Genomic DNA, 17,067 nt, shown 5'->3' with positions numbered 1-17,067 from the left:
GTTCACATGAGCAGGCTTTTTTCTGGCTGAATGTTTATGGGTTAAGCTCTCTATCTGCTTTATTATACTTAGTCTGAAACCAGTGATGGATTAGTTTGCTGTTTTGCACTTTGAGCAGTTAATGTTGGACTATACACTGAGCTTGGTTCAGGAAAGAATTTGAGTAGTAGAGTATAAAGCAGTGCCGCCAGTATGATACTAATAGGTAAGCTCAGATCGAGGCCATTAAAAAAATTTCCCCAGATCCCGACGAACTGATGAGGTAAGTGCACAAAGCATAGGCCGATGAATGCACTTGGAATCCATGCAATGAGACCACGCCAGTTCCAACCATGATGAAACCAATACACGCCACCTTTTATTCCAGTTGCAAATACTTGTAAATCATCATTTTTATAATAGCCTCTACGAGATACGAAACCAATAATCATAATAATGATCCATGGGCTGGTACACACGACAATGAGGGTAGCAAAGGTCGTGACACTTTGCGTCAAATTTGCCAGAAAACGACCGATAAAAATAAATAGGATAGAGAGGACACCAACGCATATTGTTGCTTTAACACGGCTAAGCAGCTTCGGAAAAATACTCGACATATCTAATCCTGTACCATATAAGGCGGTAGTTCCAGTAGATAAACCACCAATAAGCGCAATTAAACACAGCGGAAAAAAATACCAGGTAGGTGCTATGTGAATTAGCCCACCAATATAATTATTCTGTTGCATAAAGATAGGTACATGATTTGCAACAATCGTCGCTGTCATAAGACCAAATAGGAAGGGAATCAAGGTTGCAAGCTGGGAAGTAAAAACTGCCAGTATGATTTTATAGGATGAGGTCTCTTTGGGAATATAACGTGACCAGCCACCTAAGAAAGTTCCAAAGGAGATTGGATTACTAAATGCAATCAGCGCAGCGCCTGTAAAAGCAGCCCAAAAACCAGTTTCACCGAATTGAATCTGTCCTGCATAAGCTGAATCGAATTGTTGAGCAAAAGCAAAAAGGCCTAAAAAGAAGAGTAGGCTTGAGGTAATCACCGCAATTCGATTGACCAATAGCATAAAACGGAAACCATAGATACAAATAATCAGTACCAGCAAGGCAAAGCCGCTATACACCAATCCATAAACCCAATTATTTTGATAGGAACGATCAAACAAACGTTGAGTTGCACCAATGAGTGCATCACCAGAACTCCAAACCGATAGAGAAAAAAATGCAATGGCTGTAAGTAGGGATAGGAATGAGCCTACAATTCTGCCGTGTATGCCAAAATGTGCTCCTGAAGCCACGGCGTTATTGGTTCCTGTGCGCGCACCAAAAACTCCCATAGGCGCTAAAATACATGCACCGAATAGAACACCACACAAAATCGCCCATAAACCTGCTTGAAAAGAAAGACCAAATACAATGGGAAAACTTCCCAAGACACAGGTTGAAAAGGTATTGGCGCCACCAAAACTCAGGCGGAATAGATCAAATGGCGTTGCTGTACGCGCGTAAGTTGGTATTTCTTCAATACCATAACTTTCAATGTGTGTAATGGATTTAGAATGATCTTTCTTCATTTTGATTTTCCTTGTTTATTTATAAGAGACATCCTTGTCTCTAAAGTTTGTAATTTTAAGCGGCCTCTCTTGAAGCTTCCTGTTTCTGAGTAGGTTGCGGTGTTTGGAGTTGTTGTCTTCTGAGCCGAGTAATGCCACAGATACCAATCAAAGAAAGCAAAGATAGGAAGCTGAATAAAAGCGCTAAAGGTAACCATTCACCAGCGTAGTGCTGTGCAAGCAAAGTCCCAATGATTGGAGTAGTACCGCTTGTGATCGCCGCAATCATTTGATAGGAAATGGAAATCCCTGAATAACGAACTTTGGCAGGAAAAGCTTCGGCCATAAAACCAGCGACGACTGAATACAGTGAAGACAGCGCAATCACAGCCAATGTAATGCCTAAAACAATTAAATAAATATTTTTAGTGCTGACCAGCATAAACATTGGATAAGGAACAGCGATACATAAAATGGCAGCCCAGAATAAAAAACGATGAGAACCAATTTTACTGGCATACCATGCAGCAACTGGCATCGCGATAAATTCAAATACAGTTACCCAAAATAATGCATCCAGAATAGTTGGGCGACTGATCCCGACATATTGGGTGACGTAGGTAATCATAAATGTATTGGTAAAAAAGAAACCTGCTGTACCGATTGTGATAGAGAGTCCCGCAAAAAGTACTTGAGGCCAGTAATTTTTGAGCAATTCTTTAATTGGAAATTTGACGATTTCCTGTTTCTCCTGCATTTGTTTAAATTCAGGAGATTCTTCAACCCCTAGACGTATTGCAAGACCAATCAGCATAAAGACAAAGCTCAACAGGAACGGAATACGCCAGCCCCAAGTGAATAAGTCTTTTTCATCCAATGAGGTAATGGCTCTGAAAACGAGTAAACAAAGAATCAGGCCAGCAGGACTGCCCATTTGAGCAAAAGAAGCAAAAAAGGTTTTCTTATGAGCGGGGGCATGTTCGCTTGCCATTAACACGGCGCCGCCCCATTCACCTCCGACAGATAGACCTTGCATAAATCGTAGAACAATCAGCAGTACAGGTGCCCAAATTCCGATACTGTTATAACTTGGTATGAGTCCAATTCCTGTTGTGGCAACACCCATCAATAGCATTGTGAATAGCAACATTTTTTTGCGGCCGAATTTATCCCCCAAATGTCCAAAAATAAGTGCTGCAACAGGGCGTGCAATAAAACCCACTGCAAAGGTTGCAAAGGCAGCCAATGTGCCAGTGACAGGATCAGTTTGAGGAAAAAATACGATACCGAGTACTAAGGCTGCGGCGGTGGCATATACATAGAAATCATAAAACTCTACGGTTGTGCCAATAAATGCTGCCGCAGCAGCCCGTTGTGATTGTTCTATCTTCATCCGGTAAGATCCTTGAATATTCCCTTATTTCATTATTATCATTTGCAAATACAATTATTTATGTATCTTTACTCCAGGCAAAACGCATAACATTTCATAAAGTAAATTGGCACCTAATAAGGATGTATTGCCCGTGGTGTCGTATGGTGGCGATACTTCGACCAGATCACATCCAACAAGATTTAAACCCTGACAACCACGGACAATTTCCATTGCTTGAATTGTGGTTAAGCCCCCAATTTCCGGTGTACCTGTACCGGGTGCCCATGCAGGATCGATACCATCAATATCAAAGGAGAGATAAACAGGCCCACCATCGACTTGCTGTTTTACTTCTTCCATTAAAGGGGCAAGCGATTTGTGCCAACATTCTTCGGCCTGAACGACACGAAAACCCTGACGACGGCTCCAGTTAAAATCGTCTGCACTATAGCCCTGAGCACGTAAGCCAATCTGAACAACACGCTGACAATCGAGTAAGCCTTCTTCTGCTGCCCGGCGAAAAGTGGTGCCATGTGCGACTTTTTCACCAAACATTTCATCATTGACATCGGCATGAGCATCAATATGAATGAGGCCAACTGGACCATGTTTTTTATAGATAGATCTGAGGATGGGGAGGGTTAGTGTGTGATCGCCACCAAGTGTGAGCGGAATAATAGGATGTGCCAGAATACGGTCATAATGTTCTTCAATAATACGTACCGCTTCAGCTAGGTTAAAGGTGTTAATAGGAACATCACCAAGATCTGCAACATTCAAAGATTCAAAGGGTGCAGCACCTGTTGCCATGTTATAAGGGCGTATCATGACTGATTCAGCACGGATTTGACGGGGTCCAAAACGAGTTCCCGAACGTAAGGAGGTACCAATATCTAAAGGAATGCCAATAAAAGCCGCATCTAGATTAGAAAGCCCAGCATCATGTTCTACCACTGGAAGGCGTAGCATTGAGGCAATACCACCAAAGCGTGGCATTTCATTCCCACCGAGTGGTTGATTTAACATCTTGTTCATTTATTTCTCCTTTTATTTATTTATCAACCAGCCTCAGGTGGTAATAAATCCTTTTTTTTAAAAACTTAGTTCAGATTTTTCTAAACTAATCTGATGTTGGATGTTTTAAAATAATGCAGAGGAAATAAGGAAAATATGATGGAAGAAGTGGCCTATTCTGATATTAAATTGATTCGAATTTTTGTCAGCGTTGTAAGGAATAAAGGCTTTGCAAATGCTCAACAGGAGTTGAATCTATCAACCTCTGCAATTAGTACCTACATGACTCAACTAGAACAAATTGTGGGTTTTAAGTTATGTGAACGAGGGCGTGGTGGTTTTTCTTTAACCCAAAAAGGAGAGATGTTTCTACAGGAGGCCAAACGGATTTTGCATGAACTGGAAAACTTTTCTAGGCATACTGCCCAGATTAAAGGTGAATTAACCGGTACGTTGAGAATCGGTATGTTAGATTCTATGGTGACGGATCAGAATATTCCTCTGGATCAAATGATTCGTGAGTTTTCAAAACAAAACCCTCATATTTATATCAAAATTCAGGTGCAGTCGCCGTATGAGTTGCAAATGGGAATTTTGGAAAATCGTTTTGATGTCGCGATTGGTTCATTCTTTATGAAAATGAATGGGGTGATGTATCAGCCTCTCCATAAAGAACAACAGTGGCTATTTTGTAGTGATAAACATCCTATGTTCGCACACCAGAATTTGACTGCTGACGTTATTCGACAAGGAAAAATGGTGAGTCGTGGTTACTGGAGTCACACTGAACTGGCAAAACAGGGATTTAAGCATTCATTTGCGACAGTTGACTCAATGGAAGCACAACTCATTCTAATTTTATCTGGGCAATACATTGGTTATTTACCCGAACATTTTGCACAGTTTTGGGTGGAGCAAAAACGTTTAAAAGTCTTATTACCCGCAATGTTTGGTTATTGCGCACCATTTTCTCTTATTTTTAGGCGTGGCAGAACAAGGGAGCTGGTGATTCAAAATTTTCGTAAAACGGTAAAAAGCTTTTTTAATTAAAAATAATAAATGAAAAAAATAAAAGGGCAGTTAGCCCTTTTATTTTTGTTTAAGAAGCTAACTTCAAATTAGAAGTTATATTCCATACCCAAACCGATAACAGTTTTCTTGTTATTATCTTTCTGCCAGTCAATTTTTTGTTGAGCAACAACACCGTAGAAGCGAGCTTGTTTATTGATGTTGTAGTCTGCACCGATACCATACAAGTCATTTTTACGATCTTCACGACCATCAACTTCTGTTTTTGCAGAGATGTATTCTGCTTTTAATTTCACAGGTGTAGAAGGGATCGCATATGCAGCTGTTACGCCAAATGCATCTTCTTTTAAGCCTTTGTATGAAACAGCTGGTGTACCAGCAACAACAACTGTATCGTCAGTTGGTTGAGCCGTTTGCCATAAAGCACCTAATACTAAACCGTTAACACCAGCTGGAGCCAAGTCTAAAGAACCTGTTACACGGATTGCATCAGAATAGATTTTGCCACCAAGTTCTTTGTTATAAGCATTATAAGTTGATGCTACACCAAAGTTACCTGCAACAGCTGCTGCTAGGCCATAGTCTTTATTTTCATAGGTAAGAGATGTTGAAACACCGTCACCAAAACCATCACGGCTGCCTTTTTGACCTTTCGCATCATTTTTAACAGCTGAAGATTCTTCACCTTGCTGGAACATGATGTTGAATGCTAGACCACCTAGTAACTTCTTGTCTGTTTCAAAACCAACTACGTTGCTTAAACGATCTTCACCAGCAAGAACTTTGGTCATATCTAGTTCAGTGTGATCGTTAAAAATATCTTGGTTGTTACCCGCAGCAGTTTTAAGGTAAGAGTCGAATTGACCTACTTTCAAAGTACCAATACCGTCAGACTTAAGACCTACAAAACGGTTACGCATACCCCAGTCAGTATCTGAACCAGAACCGTCAGCTGAAACACCCCATTCTGCTAAATAAACTGCTGATAATTTTTCAGTCAGTTTTTCTTCACCTTTTACACCGATACGAGAAGCGTTTGAGTTTACTTTAGTTACGCTTTCGTCTTTAAAGCCATTTTTATCAATTTGATCCAAAGTCACATTGAGCTTACCATACAATGTTGGTGCTGCTTGCGCTGCATTCATGGCTAAAGTTGCTACAGTAGCAGCAAGAAGCAATTTTTTCATTGAGATTTCTCCAAAACACTTTTTTGTAAATGGCCGATGCCTTAGTTACTGTTATAAGCTTGCTTGTGTACATAAAGTTACACAGCTCACTGACTTGTATGCAGTATCGGTAAACTTTGTGACAGAGAAGTGAAAGAAAAATGACAGTTTGATGACGATTCATATTTGGTAATAATTATATTTCTTATTTATTTTTAATGGCTTAGAAAATAAAAAAACGGAGTAACAACTCCGTTTTTGACAAAGCTGACGTTTAAAGAGCAGCTTTGATCTTTTCAGCAAATGCTTTAATTTTTTCCTGATCACCCATTTGTGCAGCATGGCGACCAAGCTCATGTATTGAACTTGGAATCAGGTGAAAGTGGACGTGTGGTACGGTTTGGCCTGCCGCAGCACCAGAAAGTTGCATCAAGACAATGCCTTTAACATCCAGCGCTTTTTCCATCGCTTGGGCAACTTTTTGTACGATTTGAATCGTGTAAGCCGCTGCATCTGCAGGCAAATCAAGTAAAGTTACCGCTGGTGTTTTTGGGATAACTAAAGCATGACCATCAGCTTGAGGCATGATATCCATGAAAGCGAGTACCTGATCATCTTCATAGATTTTGATTGCAGGTAATTCACCACGTAAGATACGTGCGAAAATATTTTGGTCATCGTATGCCATGATTCATCCTTAAATAGGGAGTATGTGCTTTAACATTGAAAACTTGGGCATTAAATAAAATAGCCTAAAGCGGAGCGCTAAACACTCCGCAAGGATTTGCTTATTTGCAGTTTAGCTCTTTTTGGCGAGCTTTAATGTCATCAAGACGTTGTTGCTCTTTGTCAGAGAACTTTGGCTTAGTGGTGTGGCAGTTTTCATTACCAAATTTTGCTTTAGCATCAGCATCTTTAAAACAGAATCCTTTAGATGCATAGATGAGGTTATAGTCATCCTGTAACTTTTTACATTCTTGTTCTGGGGTTGCCGCTTGTACGCTAAAACCGGTTAAGGTCATTAAGCCTGCAAAAACTGCAACTGTTAACTTATTCATGAGGTGTTCCTCTAATCAAAAAGGTATAAACCGACGCTTTATGAAGATAGATCCATATGGCTGTTGGTCGCTACGTATATACCAATATAAGGTTTCTTAATAAAATTTCAATAAAACTCTATTATTTGAGTGTAATTTTACTCCACAATTTATCCTTATAGTTGTAAAAATCCTTTTATATCAATATGTTTTAATAAATTTTAAATAAAACATATAATTATAAGGCAGTTCATTGTACACCATTTTACTTGATTAACTTCTAAGCCGCTCTTTTTATAAAACTTTTTAGAGATTAGTCTAATCATTATTGTATTAACAAATTTCATTGTAAATATTCGATGACTTATTTATTTCGATCAATGTAAAAGGCCAAAAACAGAGCATAATAGATTTATCTTTAATGAAAATTTAAATTATAAAGCGTCAAAAAGAATAATGAATTTTAGAAAAAAGCCTGAGATGTCAATAAAAATATACCTTTATGTCAATCAGATATTGAGAGAATGATATTGATTAATATTGAATAGCGCAGGGAAATATCTACTGTGATTTTTTGATCGCTATTTATCTTCCGTTTATTTCTATTCATCAAAAGGCTGTAGCTTTACAGCCTTTTGATGTGATTGATAAATGAGGTATTTCTTCTGCTAAGCACCATTGTATTGCGCATTACGAAAGTCGATACATTGTTCTTTGCTATAGCGCATCGTTTGGCTATTGGCATTTCGCTTTATGGCACGTTGATAATTAATAATTTTCTTCAAATTACCTTTAAGCCATTTGATTGCTAGTTCATCGGGAGTAATCGGACGAGGTTCACTGACAGATGTATCCTTGACCAGAACGGAATGCCAATCAAAAGGAGCAGCCTGAACGCCACCAAAAAATTCAGTATCAAATTCAGGTGTGTAATTCAATGAAACTTTAAGCAGATAGATTTTAGGGCCTAAACGCACATGGTAGAACCCATTAATATCTTTGCCCATGTATTGTGCGAAAGGGGTTGTATAGCGTTGCTTTTGCATCACATGCTCCATAAATGAATTTTCAGAGATGTGAGTTGACGAAGTTGTACCTTGTCGAAGATTAAATCATGGGAGAGAGAAATGTATTTTCGGAACTCACCTTATTGATATGGTGTCGAAGTGTTCATATTTACAGCATTTAAAAGCAGTGATGCGTCATAACTTGTCGGTGAAGTTTTGTCCTATTTTGAAAGGATTTTCAGAACGAGGAGATAAGTTAAAAGTTCTAAAAATGACTAGGTTTATTTATTCGCTAAAGAAGGATTTGTTGTGACTGTTTATCCGTTACAATTATCGGGCGATCATTAAAATTAACGCTTAACAACACATTTACTTTTATCAAGAATTTAAAAAATGCTGAAATATATTAGAAATAACTTTCCTATTTTTATACTCATCAGTATTGTAATTATTGGATTTACTTATCCTTTTTACACAGGTCAATGGATTATGGCACCAAGATTGGGTGAGGTGGATCTTCAATGTTATGGTGTAGATGTTCCCGAAGCTATACCTCACGCGAGGGTACTTCATTTTTGTTCATGTATTCATACGGTTGGGATTGAAAACAAAGCGGAAAAGTATCAATACTGCATCAAACAAATAAGCAAGTAATTTAATCGCTCTGTTAAGAGATGAACTTTTTTTCTTGATGCTTTATCATAAGCTAAGTATTTATTTTAATTGGACTTCTTGTATGTATGTTGTATTTATTATTTTATTGATATTTTTGGTACTTGCATGGATGGCTAAGATAGGACGAAAGAAATAAAACGGCTTAACATCTGACTCATTGGTCAAATGTTATATTGTGTAGTTGAACTTTAAAGTCACTCTGTAAATTACATATTTTTGTTGATGTATGTCACACTTTGCTCTATATTTGCTTTGTTGTTTCATTATAACTAAACAACAATAACCCTCATTCAGCGCAAAAGAATATAAGGGTAAGCCCACTCTATGGAGTGGGCTTTTTTATTGATCAAAATAGATTAGAATATAGGCATGAAAAGATCCCGCCTTAAGCCTGAATTTCCTGCTCCAGACTGGAGTACAGAACAAGATTGTTTTTTGATTGAGAACAGCGCTTTGCCTATTGAACTGTTAATTTTAAATTTGCCTTTTTCGGAAGAAGAGATTCGGGCACGTAAAACTGTGCTTGGACTGGTTCGGAGACAAAGGCAGATGAATCGAATGTGAAATAAATATTTAATTTATCAGTAATTTTTAGGCTAATGTGATATAAAAGGTCTTTATCAGGGGATTGATATGGCAATTATCACATTAAGAGATATCGAAGCGAATAAAAACATCAGGGTTAAGGCTATTGTCGATCCAAGTGTAAAATTTGATGCTGATGGTAAATTTGAAATTATTAAAAATATCAAATGGATATTTGAAGAAACAGAGCGTGAAGTGCCAGTAGAGTTTCATGATACTTTGAACCATGCCAAACTTGATCAATATGTCGGTTTGCAATATGTGATAATCAGGATTGAATAATTGCAGGTTTCTTCACTCAAAGGGAACTTGTGCTATTTATGATATTTTTATGTGGCGAGCAAAGTTTAATCTTGTGAAAGAGAATATCTATGAAATTTTTTTGGATTATTATTCCATTACTCCTCCTACAAGGCTGCGCACAGATGTTTCCAGCGCAAGCGACGAAGCTTGATTCTGGTGCTTATAGGATTCAGACCACAGCCAATATCTTTGCATCAGATGAGTCGATGAAGAAAAAGGTAGATAAAAAAGCCGAAGGTATTTGTCAGGGCAAAGGTTTTACTGAACTTGAAAGCAAAGCTCAGGCTCATAGTGAGCAGATTTATATGCCTGGTATGGTCACAACAGGGTCATATAAAACTTTCAATAAAACGATTCAATGTAACCAGCCACAATAGCTTTCGATTAATCAAATTAGGCGCTTAGGCGCCTTTTTTATTACTCATCCATACATTTTGAAGCATTGGTTACACAAAAGGTGTTTGTTCACTGTTGAATATCTCTATCAATTATTTAAGCATGAAATGGTATGTTTAAATAAAGGATGTAGATCATGATTGATGAAAATAAGCCTTTAAATTTTGATGATGATAATGAAGCGATGGATTTCGACGATGAGGAATTCATTGATGATAAAAAAGAGGATGAGTTATACAACAGTATTACCAAAGATGGTTCGAGTGTAGATCCTGCTGACGATGGTGAAAGACATATTCGACCTGAAGATGGTGACCCAATCGAAATTGAAGAATAAACAAGCCCGCTTCGGCGGGTTTTTCATTGAGCAAATAACATAAATAAAGCAGGTTTTTTATTGAATGAATGATAGGGTGAGTTTTTAGTAGATCATTGAAATGGGTTGATGGATCAGTACAGAGAGCAAAAATGCATCATGAAGACGTTTTTTGATTTTTTACATAGGATTATTGGTTCTAAGTTATTTTCATATCAGGATCGTAGTGAAAATAAAGATTCAAATATCGCAACTGCTGTTGATGTAGATGACGCCATTGGTGTAGCAGTTGATTCAGATGATTATGAAAGGTCTATAAGTAAGGCTGGGATTAATCTGATTACGAGTTTCGAAGATTTGAAGTTAGATGCCTATGATGATGGTACCGGTACATGGACGATTGGTTTTGGTACGACAGTTTATCCTGATGGTATTCGGGTGCAGCAAGGCGATCACTGCACCGTAGAGCAGGCAAAATCCTTTTTTCAGCATGACTTAAGGCGTTTTCAGAAGGCCGTTAATAAAGCAGTGTTAGTAACACTATCTCAAAATCAATTTGATGCATTGGTTTCCCTGAGCTATAACATTGGCCAGAATGCGTTTAAGAATTCAACACTGCTCAAGTATTTAAATACTGAAGACTATCAAGCCGCGGCAGATCAGTTTCTAGTATGGAATAAAGGTGGCGGGCAAATTCTAAAGGGACTGGTGCGCCGTCGTGAAGTAGAAAGAACACTTTTCTTAAAATGATAAAATCAAAGTTTATAGCAACGAAACGAAACCTTGATGTAGATTCTACGATTTCTCCCAAAGCATGACATATTCTTTTGCATTGGTGGCTGTATCGAGGCCTTCATTTATAACCCTAAAGCCACTGGCTAGATAAAATTTTACACTGTTCTTATTTTCTTGATAGACGTTTAACTCTAGACGGCTTCTCATTTCCTGTGCGTATGAGATCAGTTGTTTGCCTATGCCTTTTGCTTGGTGTTCAAGAGATACAAAAATAGCCGCAACAGTGTCTTCTACCAAGGCAATAAATCCATAAATATTGATTGCATCTTCCGCAATATAAACTTCAGACATGGGTAAATAGATCTCTTGCATCTTGGTTGTATTGCTTTCCCAATAGCTTGCAGGAATAAAATGATGTGCTTTGATTGAGGCTTGCAGCCATATTTTTGTTAATTCATTAAAATCATTTGATGTTGCTTTTCGTATTTCGTACAACGTATCGCTCCTTATCAAAGGCTTAAAGACTTGTTAGCCTAGCATAGCTTGAAAAGATGCAATTTAATAACATTAAAAAAAGCCCTGAAAAGGGCTTTATGAAATAAACGTTACTCGGTGGTCAGTTTCATCAATACAACACCAAAAACGATTGAGGCTGCTGCCAAAAGACGTAATAAACCCATCGGCTCATTTAAAAAGAATATTCCAATCAGAAATGCACCTACTGCACCAATTCCAACCCATACGGTATAGGCTGTGCCTAAAGGCAGTGTTTTCATTGCCACGGCGAGTAAGCCAAAACTCAGGATCATAAAAATAATGGTAATGATGCTAGGGGTTAATTTAGTAAAACCTTCGGACATTTTCATGGAATATGCCCAGATGATTTCAAAAATACCAGCTAAAATTAGATAAGCCCAAGCCATTGCGGACACCTCTTTAATAATATTTTTAGGTCGTCCTAAAGCTTGAAAAAATAAAAAAGAGGTCGTCCTCTTTGCTGTATATATAAGCACTTCTCATCGAATGCTTCAATCTATTTTGAATAAAAAATTGTTTTTATAAGTTAAATGGCATTCTTGAGGAAGAATGCCATAGAGGAGAAATTAAATTTGTTTAGGAAACATAAGCCTGAACATCATACTCAGGTTCACCTGCTAGAACAGCAACAAACTTCTCGACAGTTTCTGCTGTTAACAAGTACGGGTTAAACTCTTCTAAATGATATTTCATGAAAAAATCAGTAATATTTTGATTGATTGGTGAAAATTTCATAGACCATTGCGAGAAGAATTTATCTTTACATTCAATGTAATAGAGGATTTCGCAATTGATATGGCGCTCATCTTTCACAATTTTATTGTAAAATAGATCATCAATGAGACTCTTTGGGCCTTCTAGACATTGTACAAAATAGCCATGACCATAATATAAAACACCAGTAATATCATGACGATAATTAAAATCTACAGCCTCATCAAGGATTTCAATCAAATTTGTTTTTAAGTTCGAGTCAATGTTCTTAATTTTACTCACGTATAAAAGTCTGACAGACTCCATGATTGATATGCTCATTTTTTAAGGGATGAATATCTCTTATATAGAAAAAACAAGGGTTTGTATACTTCGATATGTAAGAGTGAGTAGTCTTTTTTAGGAATAGAATGATAATAAAAAATCACAAGAAAATTGCTTTTAAAAGTTGCTTGGCTTTCAATATTTCGGTCTTTTAGGTAAAGCGCTTCATAAATATTAGTCTTGAGACATGATTTAAACGATTTGCTAAATTATGTGATTTTTATAGTAATTGGTGGGATTCATGACAAAATTATTGCTTGCAGGAATATTGGGACTAGGACTGGCTGGGTGTACCTCAATAGATTATGACGCTAATACCAAACCACCGATTGTGCCTAAAAATGAGGCACATAACACTTTCAAAGTGCCTGAGCACGGAATAATGACAGATCAGGACATACACAATGTACCAGAGCATGCGGAATATAAGAGCAAGTACAGCATTAGTTTCTAAATCAAGGTAACTCAAGATCGAAATCTACCATCTCCTTAAATCATAGAGTTTGAGGAGAGGCTGAGGTGTCCTTTGGATTAACGGATTATGAGTCCGCTGCTCTAAGCAACCGTTAAATAGTTTGCTAATGACTTTATTTTAACCATTTGGTAAATTATATCGATTAATAAGAAAGGCTTATAACAATGAAATACATCATACTTGCAATGCTTTCAATTCTAATATCAACAACGGGTTCTGCTAGAGAAACGAACTCAATGCGATCCTCTGGTGAGCTGGTTAATGTGGGGGATCGAGAAAGCGACTTGCTGAGAAAAATGGGAAAATCTTACCCGAGATATTTTATTCACAGAGAAGGACGTCGCTCATGTGAGGCAACAGAGTATGTATATGAAATTGATATGCAAATTTATACAGTTCTGGTCTGTAACGGGAAGATTTTTAGAATTGATGTGAATAATAAATAAGATAAACTCAAAGCCTAAACCGAGTTCTATTCACAGGTGATTGCTATTTCAAATCCACAGAGTTCTATAGACGCTTTAATTATCGTTGATATGCAAAAAGCTTTTGTATCAGGTGCAGATGCCGTACCTGCATCCGAGCAATTGATTGTTTCAATTGGTACTTTAATTACTAAGGCGAGGGCTGTGCACGCGCCAATAATTTTTCTGCAAAATGACGGAGAAGTTGGGACGGTAGATGAGCCTTATCAAGTGGGTTGGGAGTTATTTTTTGCTCCTCAACCTCATGAGTTCGTGGTACGGAAAAGTGAGGACAATGGTTTTGAGGGAACATCACTCCAGCACATTTTAGATGATCTTAGAGTTCAGTCTTTAGTCATCTGTGGTGTTTTATCAGAAATGTGTGTGGCTGCAACAGCGCGTGCTGCCTTAACACGAGGTTATGAGGTGTTATTACCACATGATGCTCATGCTACATATGATGTTCCCGCAGGACCAGGGTCGGAAGCTGTACCAGCCGCTATGGCGGCTAGAGCAGCAGAATGGTCGCTAGGTGATGAGATTATGCTTTGTGCATCAGTGGATGAAGTGGGTTTTATCAAAAGTAAAGATTATTAAATATAAGCAGATGAAAAAAAATTAATTGATTATCATTCGTCCATTTATTGACTCTTTAAAGTCAACATTACTCAATAGCTTACAAATTCTTATTTTGCATATGCTTTTTTTATGACTACTGTGCCTGCCATAAAGTCATGAATAGCCCGTTTCCTTTTATTAAAAAGTAAAACAATAAATTCACTCCACCACCAGATTTGGCTTAGGGTACTCACCAAGCTATACCAAGCTGGATATAAAAGAAGAATGTATTTAGCTCGATCAGTAAAACCTGCATTTAAGTATATTTCTGGATCAGCATATTTTAATGCAATAAGTTGAGCTATAACTGCGATCAAAGAAAGACAGATCTCGATGGAAGATCTTAATAAAGCTTGTCTAAGGTTAATCTGAGTTCCATCAGGACATGTGATTTTTATACCAACCGCCATTTTTCCGAGAGTAGCTCCAAATCGGTAATGGAAGTAAATGACATAAGCAGAAAATAATAAGCTTGAAACAACTAATGTGATCATTGAGCTGGTTATCGATATACTTTGAGTAAGGTGGACGATAAACATTAGAGGAATCATTAATAGTGAGTCCATAATAGCAGCGGCTAGACGTTTCCAGAATCCTGCATAGACTTTGTGATTGTCTATTTCAATTGGTAAAAAATCCATTTTCCCCTCAAAAGAATATTATAAGTTAATATGAGAAATTATAATTAAATCAATATTTTTTAATAGGCTTGCTTTGATATTAAGCAACACACTTGTCTAAAAAAACCGCTCTTTAGAGCGGTTCTAAATATTCTATTATTTCAGCGTAATTTTACTCCATGATTCATACAGTTTTGCTGCTGCGGAGAAGTCGCTATTTGGCTCCGCAGTTAAATTTGCTGTTTGAATCAGGCTCTGTGTTAGAGCGAGTAGAGGTGCTGGTAATTTGGCATCCTTGACGAGATCCAGTGCAATACCTGTATCTTTTGCAAGTAATGGCAGACCAAACGTCACTGGAAATTCACGGCTCAGTACACGTTGCGGGAAAATATTTTCCGTAACAAAGCTTTTGCCACTAGAGGCATTCACACAGTTCAGGGCCGCATCCAAGTTCACACCATGCGCTTTTAAGGTACTAAAACCTTCGGTCACTGACCATAAGTTTACTGCAAGCAGCATATTGTTAATGGCTTTTACAGCAAAGCCAGCACCAGGTTCACCCACATGCTGAATCAATTTACCTAATGCCGCCATAGCGGGATAAGCACGTTCAAATGCATCCACATCGCCACCAACCATAAAGGTCAAGGTTGCATTTTCAGCACCTACTGTTTGACCACTTACAGGAGCATCCAGAAAATCGACATTTTGTGCTTTCAGCTTTTCGACGAGACGGCGGGCTGCATCTGGTACGCCACTGGTACAGTCAATCCAGATTGAACCTGACTTAATTTCAATACCTTCAATCAGTTTTTCCACATCATCGCTGGTGGGTAAACATGAGAAAATAATATCGGCTTGTACTGCCTGAGAGAGTTCAACCGCCGTGGTGCCATATTCTGCTGCATGTTGTTCTGCTTTGCTAAAATTTCGGTTCCAGACCAGAACTTTCTCAAAATATTTAGGAAGATGCGCCGCCATGCGATAGCCCATAGCGCCTAAACCGATGAATGCAACAGATTGAGTCATACTTTACCTTTTTATTTGCGTCGATCGTTCGGCTAACCATGTGGTTAAAGTTGGCCAGAACTCAATTGAACTGTTTTGACTGGACATTAAACCTAAGTGCCCACCAGGGATAAGAGTAAACGTGACATCCTGACTGCTTGTCAACTGGGTCAGCGGAAATGCAGACTCGGAAGTTACCAGTTGATCGCCTTTACCTGCACCGACAAGAAGTGAACAATTAATATTTTTAAGTTCAATGGTTTTGTTCTTAAGGCGAATCGCACCGTGTTTTAAAGGATTTTGTAGCCAGACATTAAATAGCATGTCTTGGTTTACGCCGCCTGGGTAATCAATCATATTATTTAAGAAGTGGCTTAAGGTGGCATCTTCTTGTACCAGTTTTAAATTATCCAGATTTTTTAATAATTGAATATTGCCATCAATCCAGCCTTTAGGGTCAAGCAGCTTAAAGCCCAACGAATTGAGGAAGCCCGGTGAATGGATCATTAACTTGGGCAAACGGTTATAGATATAATCTTTGATGGTTGGGTTACGGTTGGTGAGATAAGCCAAGGTTTTATAAAGCTTGCCGATGTAACCCGAAGCGTAACTGTCGATTGGACTGCCTAAGACCACAAGGTTTTTGACAACGCTTGGCTGATGGCGTGCGGTATAAAGCGTGACAAAAATGCCGGCCATACTCCAGCCATGCAGTGAAATTTTTTCAGATTGTGCATGTTGTTGAATGGCTTCAATACATTTTGGAATAAACTTATCAATAAAAGATAGAAAGTTAATCTGATAGTTTTTATAAGTAAGCTTGCCCCAGTCAATCAGATAGACATCAAAACCGCTTTCCTGAAAATGTTTGACCAATGAACGGTAAGGATAGAGGTCATAGATATCCATATTAATCGCTAGGGGTGCAACAAAAACCAGTGGTTCTTTATAGCGCTTATTCTCTGCAGCATAGAAACGGACACGGGTTTGTTTGAATTGCGCAATCACTTGATACGGCGTTGATTGAGACAAAACCAGTTTGTCTGCATCGAATACACGCATAGCCAGATGTTTAAAATTTATTTTTTGCTGTTCCACAAGCGATTTCATCTTAGA

General features: G+C 38.1%; 22 protein-coding genes. 9 read left to right on the top strand and 13 right to left on the bottom strand.

The genetic code is table 11. The features are described from left to right. Positions 1 to 68 precede the first annotated feature (68 nt). From EC846_RS04775 to speB, 3 genes are read right to left on the bottom strand one after another with little or no spacing between them, the layout of a single operon-like run. A complete protein-coding gene (locus EC846_RS04775) occupies positions 69 to 1,574 on the bottom strand; it encodes a purine-cytosine permease family protein (RefSeq protein WP_123774377.1) in 1,506 nt (501 codons plus the stop codon). Positions 1,575 to 1,629: 55 nt separating this feature from the next. Further along, positions 1,630 to 2,946: an MFS transporter gene (locus EC846_RS04770; RefSeq protein ID WP_062847371.1), complete on the bottom strand. Its 1,317-nt coding sequence runs from the start codon at positions 2,944 to 2,946 to the stop codon at positions 1,630 to 1,632. A gap of 54 nt (positions 2,947 to 3,000) precedes the next feature. Beyond that, positions 3,001 to 3,963 carry an agmatinase gene (gene speB, locus EC846_RS04765; protein WP_123774376.1) on the bottom strand — a complete coding sequence of 321 codons (963 nt, stop codon included), beginning with the start codon at positions 3,961 to 3,963 and terminating at the stop codon, positions 3,001 to 3,003. 138 nt (positions 3,964 to 4,101) lie between these two features. Between speB and EC846_RS04760 the strand changes: the two genes are divergently transcribed. Continuing rightward, on the top strand, positions 4,102 to 4,992 hold the full coding sequence (locus EC846_RS04760) for a LysR family transcriptional regulator (protein WP_069576482.1): 891 nt from the start codon (positions 4,102 to 4,104) through the stop codon (positions 4,990 to 4,992). A 68-nt stretch (positions 4,993 to 5,060) separates the two neighbouring features. On the opposite strand, the gene EC846_RS04755 is transcribed toward EC846_RS04760, so the two are convergent. The 4 genes from EC846_RS04755 to EC846_RS04740 form a co-directional block, all read right to left on the bottom strand. After that, the gene (locus tag EC846_RS04755; protein ID WP_123774375.1) at positions 5,061 to 6,158 is read right to left on the bottom strand and encodes a porin; all 1,098 of its coding nucleotides are present in this window, start codon (positions 6,156 to 6,158) and stop codon (positions 5,061 to 5,063) included. 253 nt (positions 6,159 to 6,411) lie between these two features. Continuing rightward, complete coding sequence (locus EC846_RS04750) at positions 6,412 to 6,825, bottom strand: HIT family protein (RefSeq protein ID WP_004772089.1); 414 nt, start codon at positions 6,823 to 6,825, stop codon at positions 6,412 to 6,414. A gap of 100 nt (positions 6,826 to 6,925) precedes the next feature. After that, positions 6,926 to 7,195, bottom strand: coding sequence for a YARHG domain-containing protein (locus EC846_RS04745; RefSeq protein WP_004772091.1), 270 nt, complete (start codon positions 7,193 to 7,195; stop codon positions 6,926 to 6,928). Between the two features lie 647 nt (positions 7,196 to 7,842). Continuing rightward, positions 7,843 to 8,220 (bottom strand): hypothetical protein, encoded by a 378-nt coding sequence (locus EC846_RS04740; RefSeq protein ID WP_123774374.1) that lies wholly within the window; start codon positions 8,218 to 8,220, stop codon positions 7,843 to 7,845. Positions 8,221 to 9,225: 1,005 nt separating this feature from the next. On the opposite strand from EC846_RS04740, the gene EC846_RS04730 reads away from it, so the two are divergent. The 5 genes from EC846_RS04730 (at position 9,226) to EC846_RS04710 (ending at position 11,206) form a co-directional block, all read left to right on the top strand. Then, positions 9,226 to 9,420 (top strand): hypothetical protein, encoded by a 195-nt coding sequence (locus tag EC846_RS04730; RefSeq protein WP_069576468.1) that lies wholly within the window; start codon positions 9,226 to 9,228, stop codon positions 9,418 to 9,420. Between the two features lie 69 nt (positions 9,421 to 9,489). Beyond that, entirely contained in the window at positions 9,490 to 9,723 is a 234-nt protein-coding gene (locus tag EC846_RS04725) for a hypothetical protein (RefSeq protein WP_004772094.1), read from the top strand. A 143-nt stretch (positions 9,724 to 9,866) separates the two neighbouring features. Then, complete coding sequence (locus tag EC846_RS04720; RefSeq protein ID WP_171409986.1) at positions 9,867 to 10,121, top strand: hypothetical protein; 255 nt, start codon at positions 9,867 to 9,869, stop codon at positions 10,119 to 10,121. Between the two features lie 155 nt (positions 10,122 to 10,276). Further along, positions 10,277 to 10,477: a hypothetical protein gene (locus EC846_RS04715; protein WP_047427331.1), complete on the top strand. Its 201-nt coding sequence runs from the start codon at positions 10,277 to 10,279 to the stop codon at positions 10,475 to 10,477. A 138-nt stretch (positions 10,478 to 10,615) separates the two neighbouring features. Then, positions 10,616 to 11,206 carry a lysozyme gene (locus tag EC846_RS04710; RefSeq protein WP_123774567.1) on the top strand — a complete coding sequence of 197 codons (591 nt, stop codon included), beginning with the start codon at positions 10,616 to 10,618 and terminating at the stop codon, positions 11,204 to 11,206. A gap of 45 nt (positions 11,207 to 11,251) precedes the next feature. On the opposite strand, the gene EC846_RS04705 is transcribed toward EC846_RS04710, so the two are convergent. From EC846_RS04705 to EC846_RS04695, 3 genes are all read right to left on the bottom strand, one after another. Beyond that, a complete protein-coding gene (locus EC846_RS04705; RefSeq protein ID WP_123774371.1) occupies positions 11,252 to 11,686 on the bottom strand; it encodes a GNAT family N-acetyltransferase in 435 nt (144 codons plus the stop codon). 110 nt (positions 11,687 to 11,796) lie between these two features. Further along, positions 11,797 to 12,114, bottom strand: coding sequence for a DMT family transporter (locus EC846_RS04700; protein WP_004772104.1), 318 nt, complete (start codon positions 12,112 to 12,114; stop codon positions 11,797 to 11,799). Positions 12,115 to 12,304: 190 nt separating this feature from the next. Beyond that, complete coding sequence (locus tag EC846_RS04695; RefSeq protein ID WP_005257454.1) at positions 12,305 to 12,748, bottom strand: BLUF domain-containing protein; 444 nt, start codon at positions 12,746 to 12,748, stop codon at positions 12,305 to 12,307. Between the two features lie 259 nt (positions 12,749 to 13,007). Here EC846_RS04695 and EC846_RS04690 point away from each other — a divergent pair, with 259 nt between their 5' ends. From EC846_RS04690 to EC846_RS04680, 3 genes are all read left to right on the top strand, one after another. After that, positions 13,008 to 13,220, top strand: a complete 213-nt coding sequence (locus EC846_RS04690) for a hypothetical protein (RefSeq protein ID WP_123774370.1) — start codon at positions 13,008 to 13,010, stop codon at positions 13,218 to 13,220. A 185-nt stretch (positions 13,221 to 13,405) separates the two neighbouring features. Beyond that, positions 13,406 to 13,687, top strand: a complete 282-nt coding sequence (locus EC846_RS04685) for a hypothetical protein (RefSeq protein WP_171409975.1) — start codon at positions 13,406 to 13,408, stop codon at positions 13,685 to 13,687. A gap of 36 nt (positions 13,688 to 13,723) precedes the next feature. Further along, positions 13,724 to 14,302 carry an isochorismatase family protein gene (locus EC846_RS04680; protein WP_123774369.1) on the top strand — a complete coding sequence of 193 codons (579 nt, stop codon included), beginning with the start codon at positions 13,724 to 13,726 and terminating at the stop codon, positions 14,300 to 14,302. 89 nt (positions 14,303 to 14,391) lie between these two features. Here the strand turns inward: EC846_RS04680 and EC846_RS04675 are convergent, their stop codons facing one another. From EC846_RS04675 to EC846_RS04665, 3 genes are all read right to left on the bottom strand, one after another. Then, on the bottom strand, positions 14,392 to 14,964 hold the full coding sequence (locus tag EC846_RS04675; protein ID WP_123774368.1) for an RDD family protein: 573 nt from the start codon (positions 14,962 to 14,964) through the stop codon (positions 14,392 to 14,394). Between the two features lie 135 nt (positions 14,965 to 15,099). Beyond that, complete coding sequence (locus EC846_RS04670) at positions 15,100 to 15,972, bottom strand: NAD(P)-dependent oxidoreductase (RefSeq protein ID WP_123774367.1); 873 nt, start codon at positions 15,970 to 15,972, stop codon at positions 15,100 to 15,102. Between the two features lie 3 nt (positions 15,973 to 15,975). Further along, positions 15,976 to 17,061, bottom strand: coding sequence for an alpha/beta fold hydrolase (locus EC846_RS04665; protein WP_123774366.1), 1,086 nt, complete (start codon positions 17,059 to 17,061; stop codon positions 15,976 to 15,978). Positions 17,062 to 17,067 lie beyond the last annotated feature (6 nt).

It is taken from the genome of Acinetobacter sp. BIGb0102 (assembly GCF_003815055.1).
In the GTDB taxonomy this organism is placed as follows: domain Bacteria; phylum Pseudomonadota; class Gammaproteobacteria; order Pseudomonadales; family Moraxellaceae; genus Acinetobacter; species Acinetobacter vivianii.
Note: the sequence above shows the minus strand (reverse complement) of the source record. Positions and strands in the feature narration are given on the sequence as shown.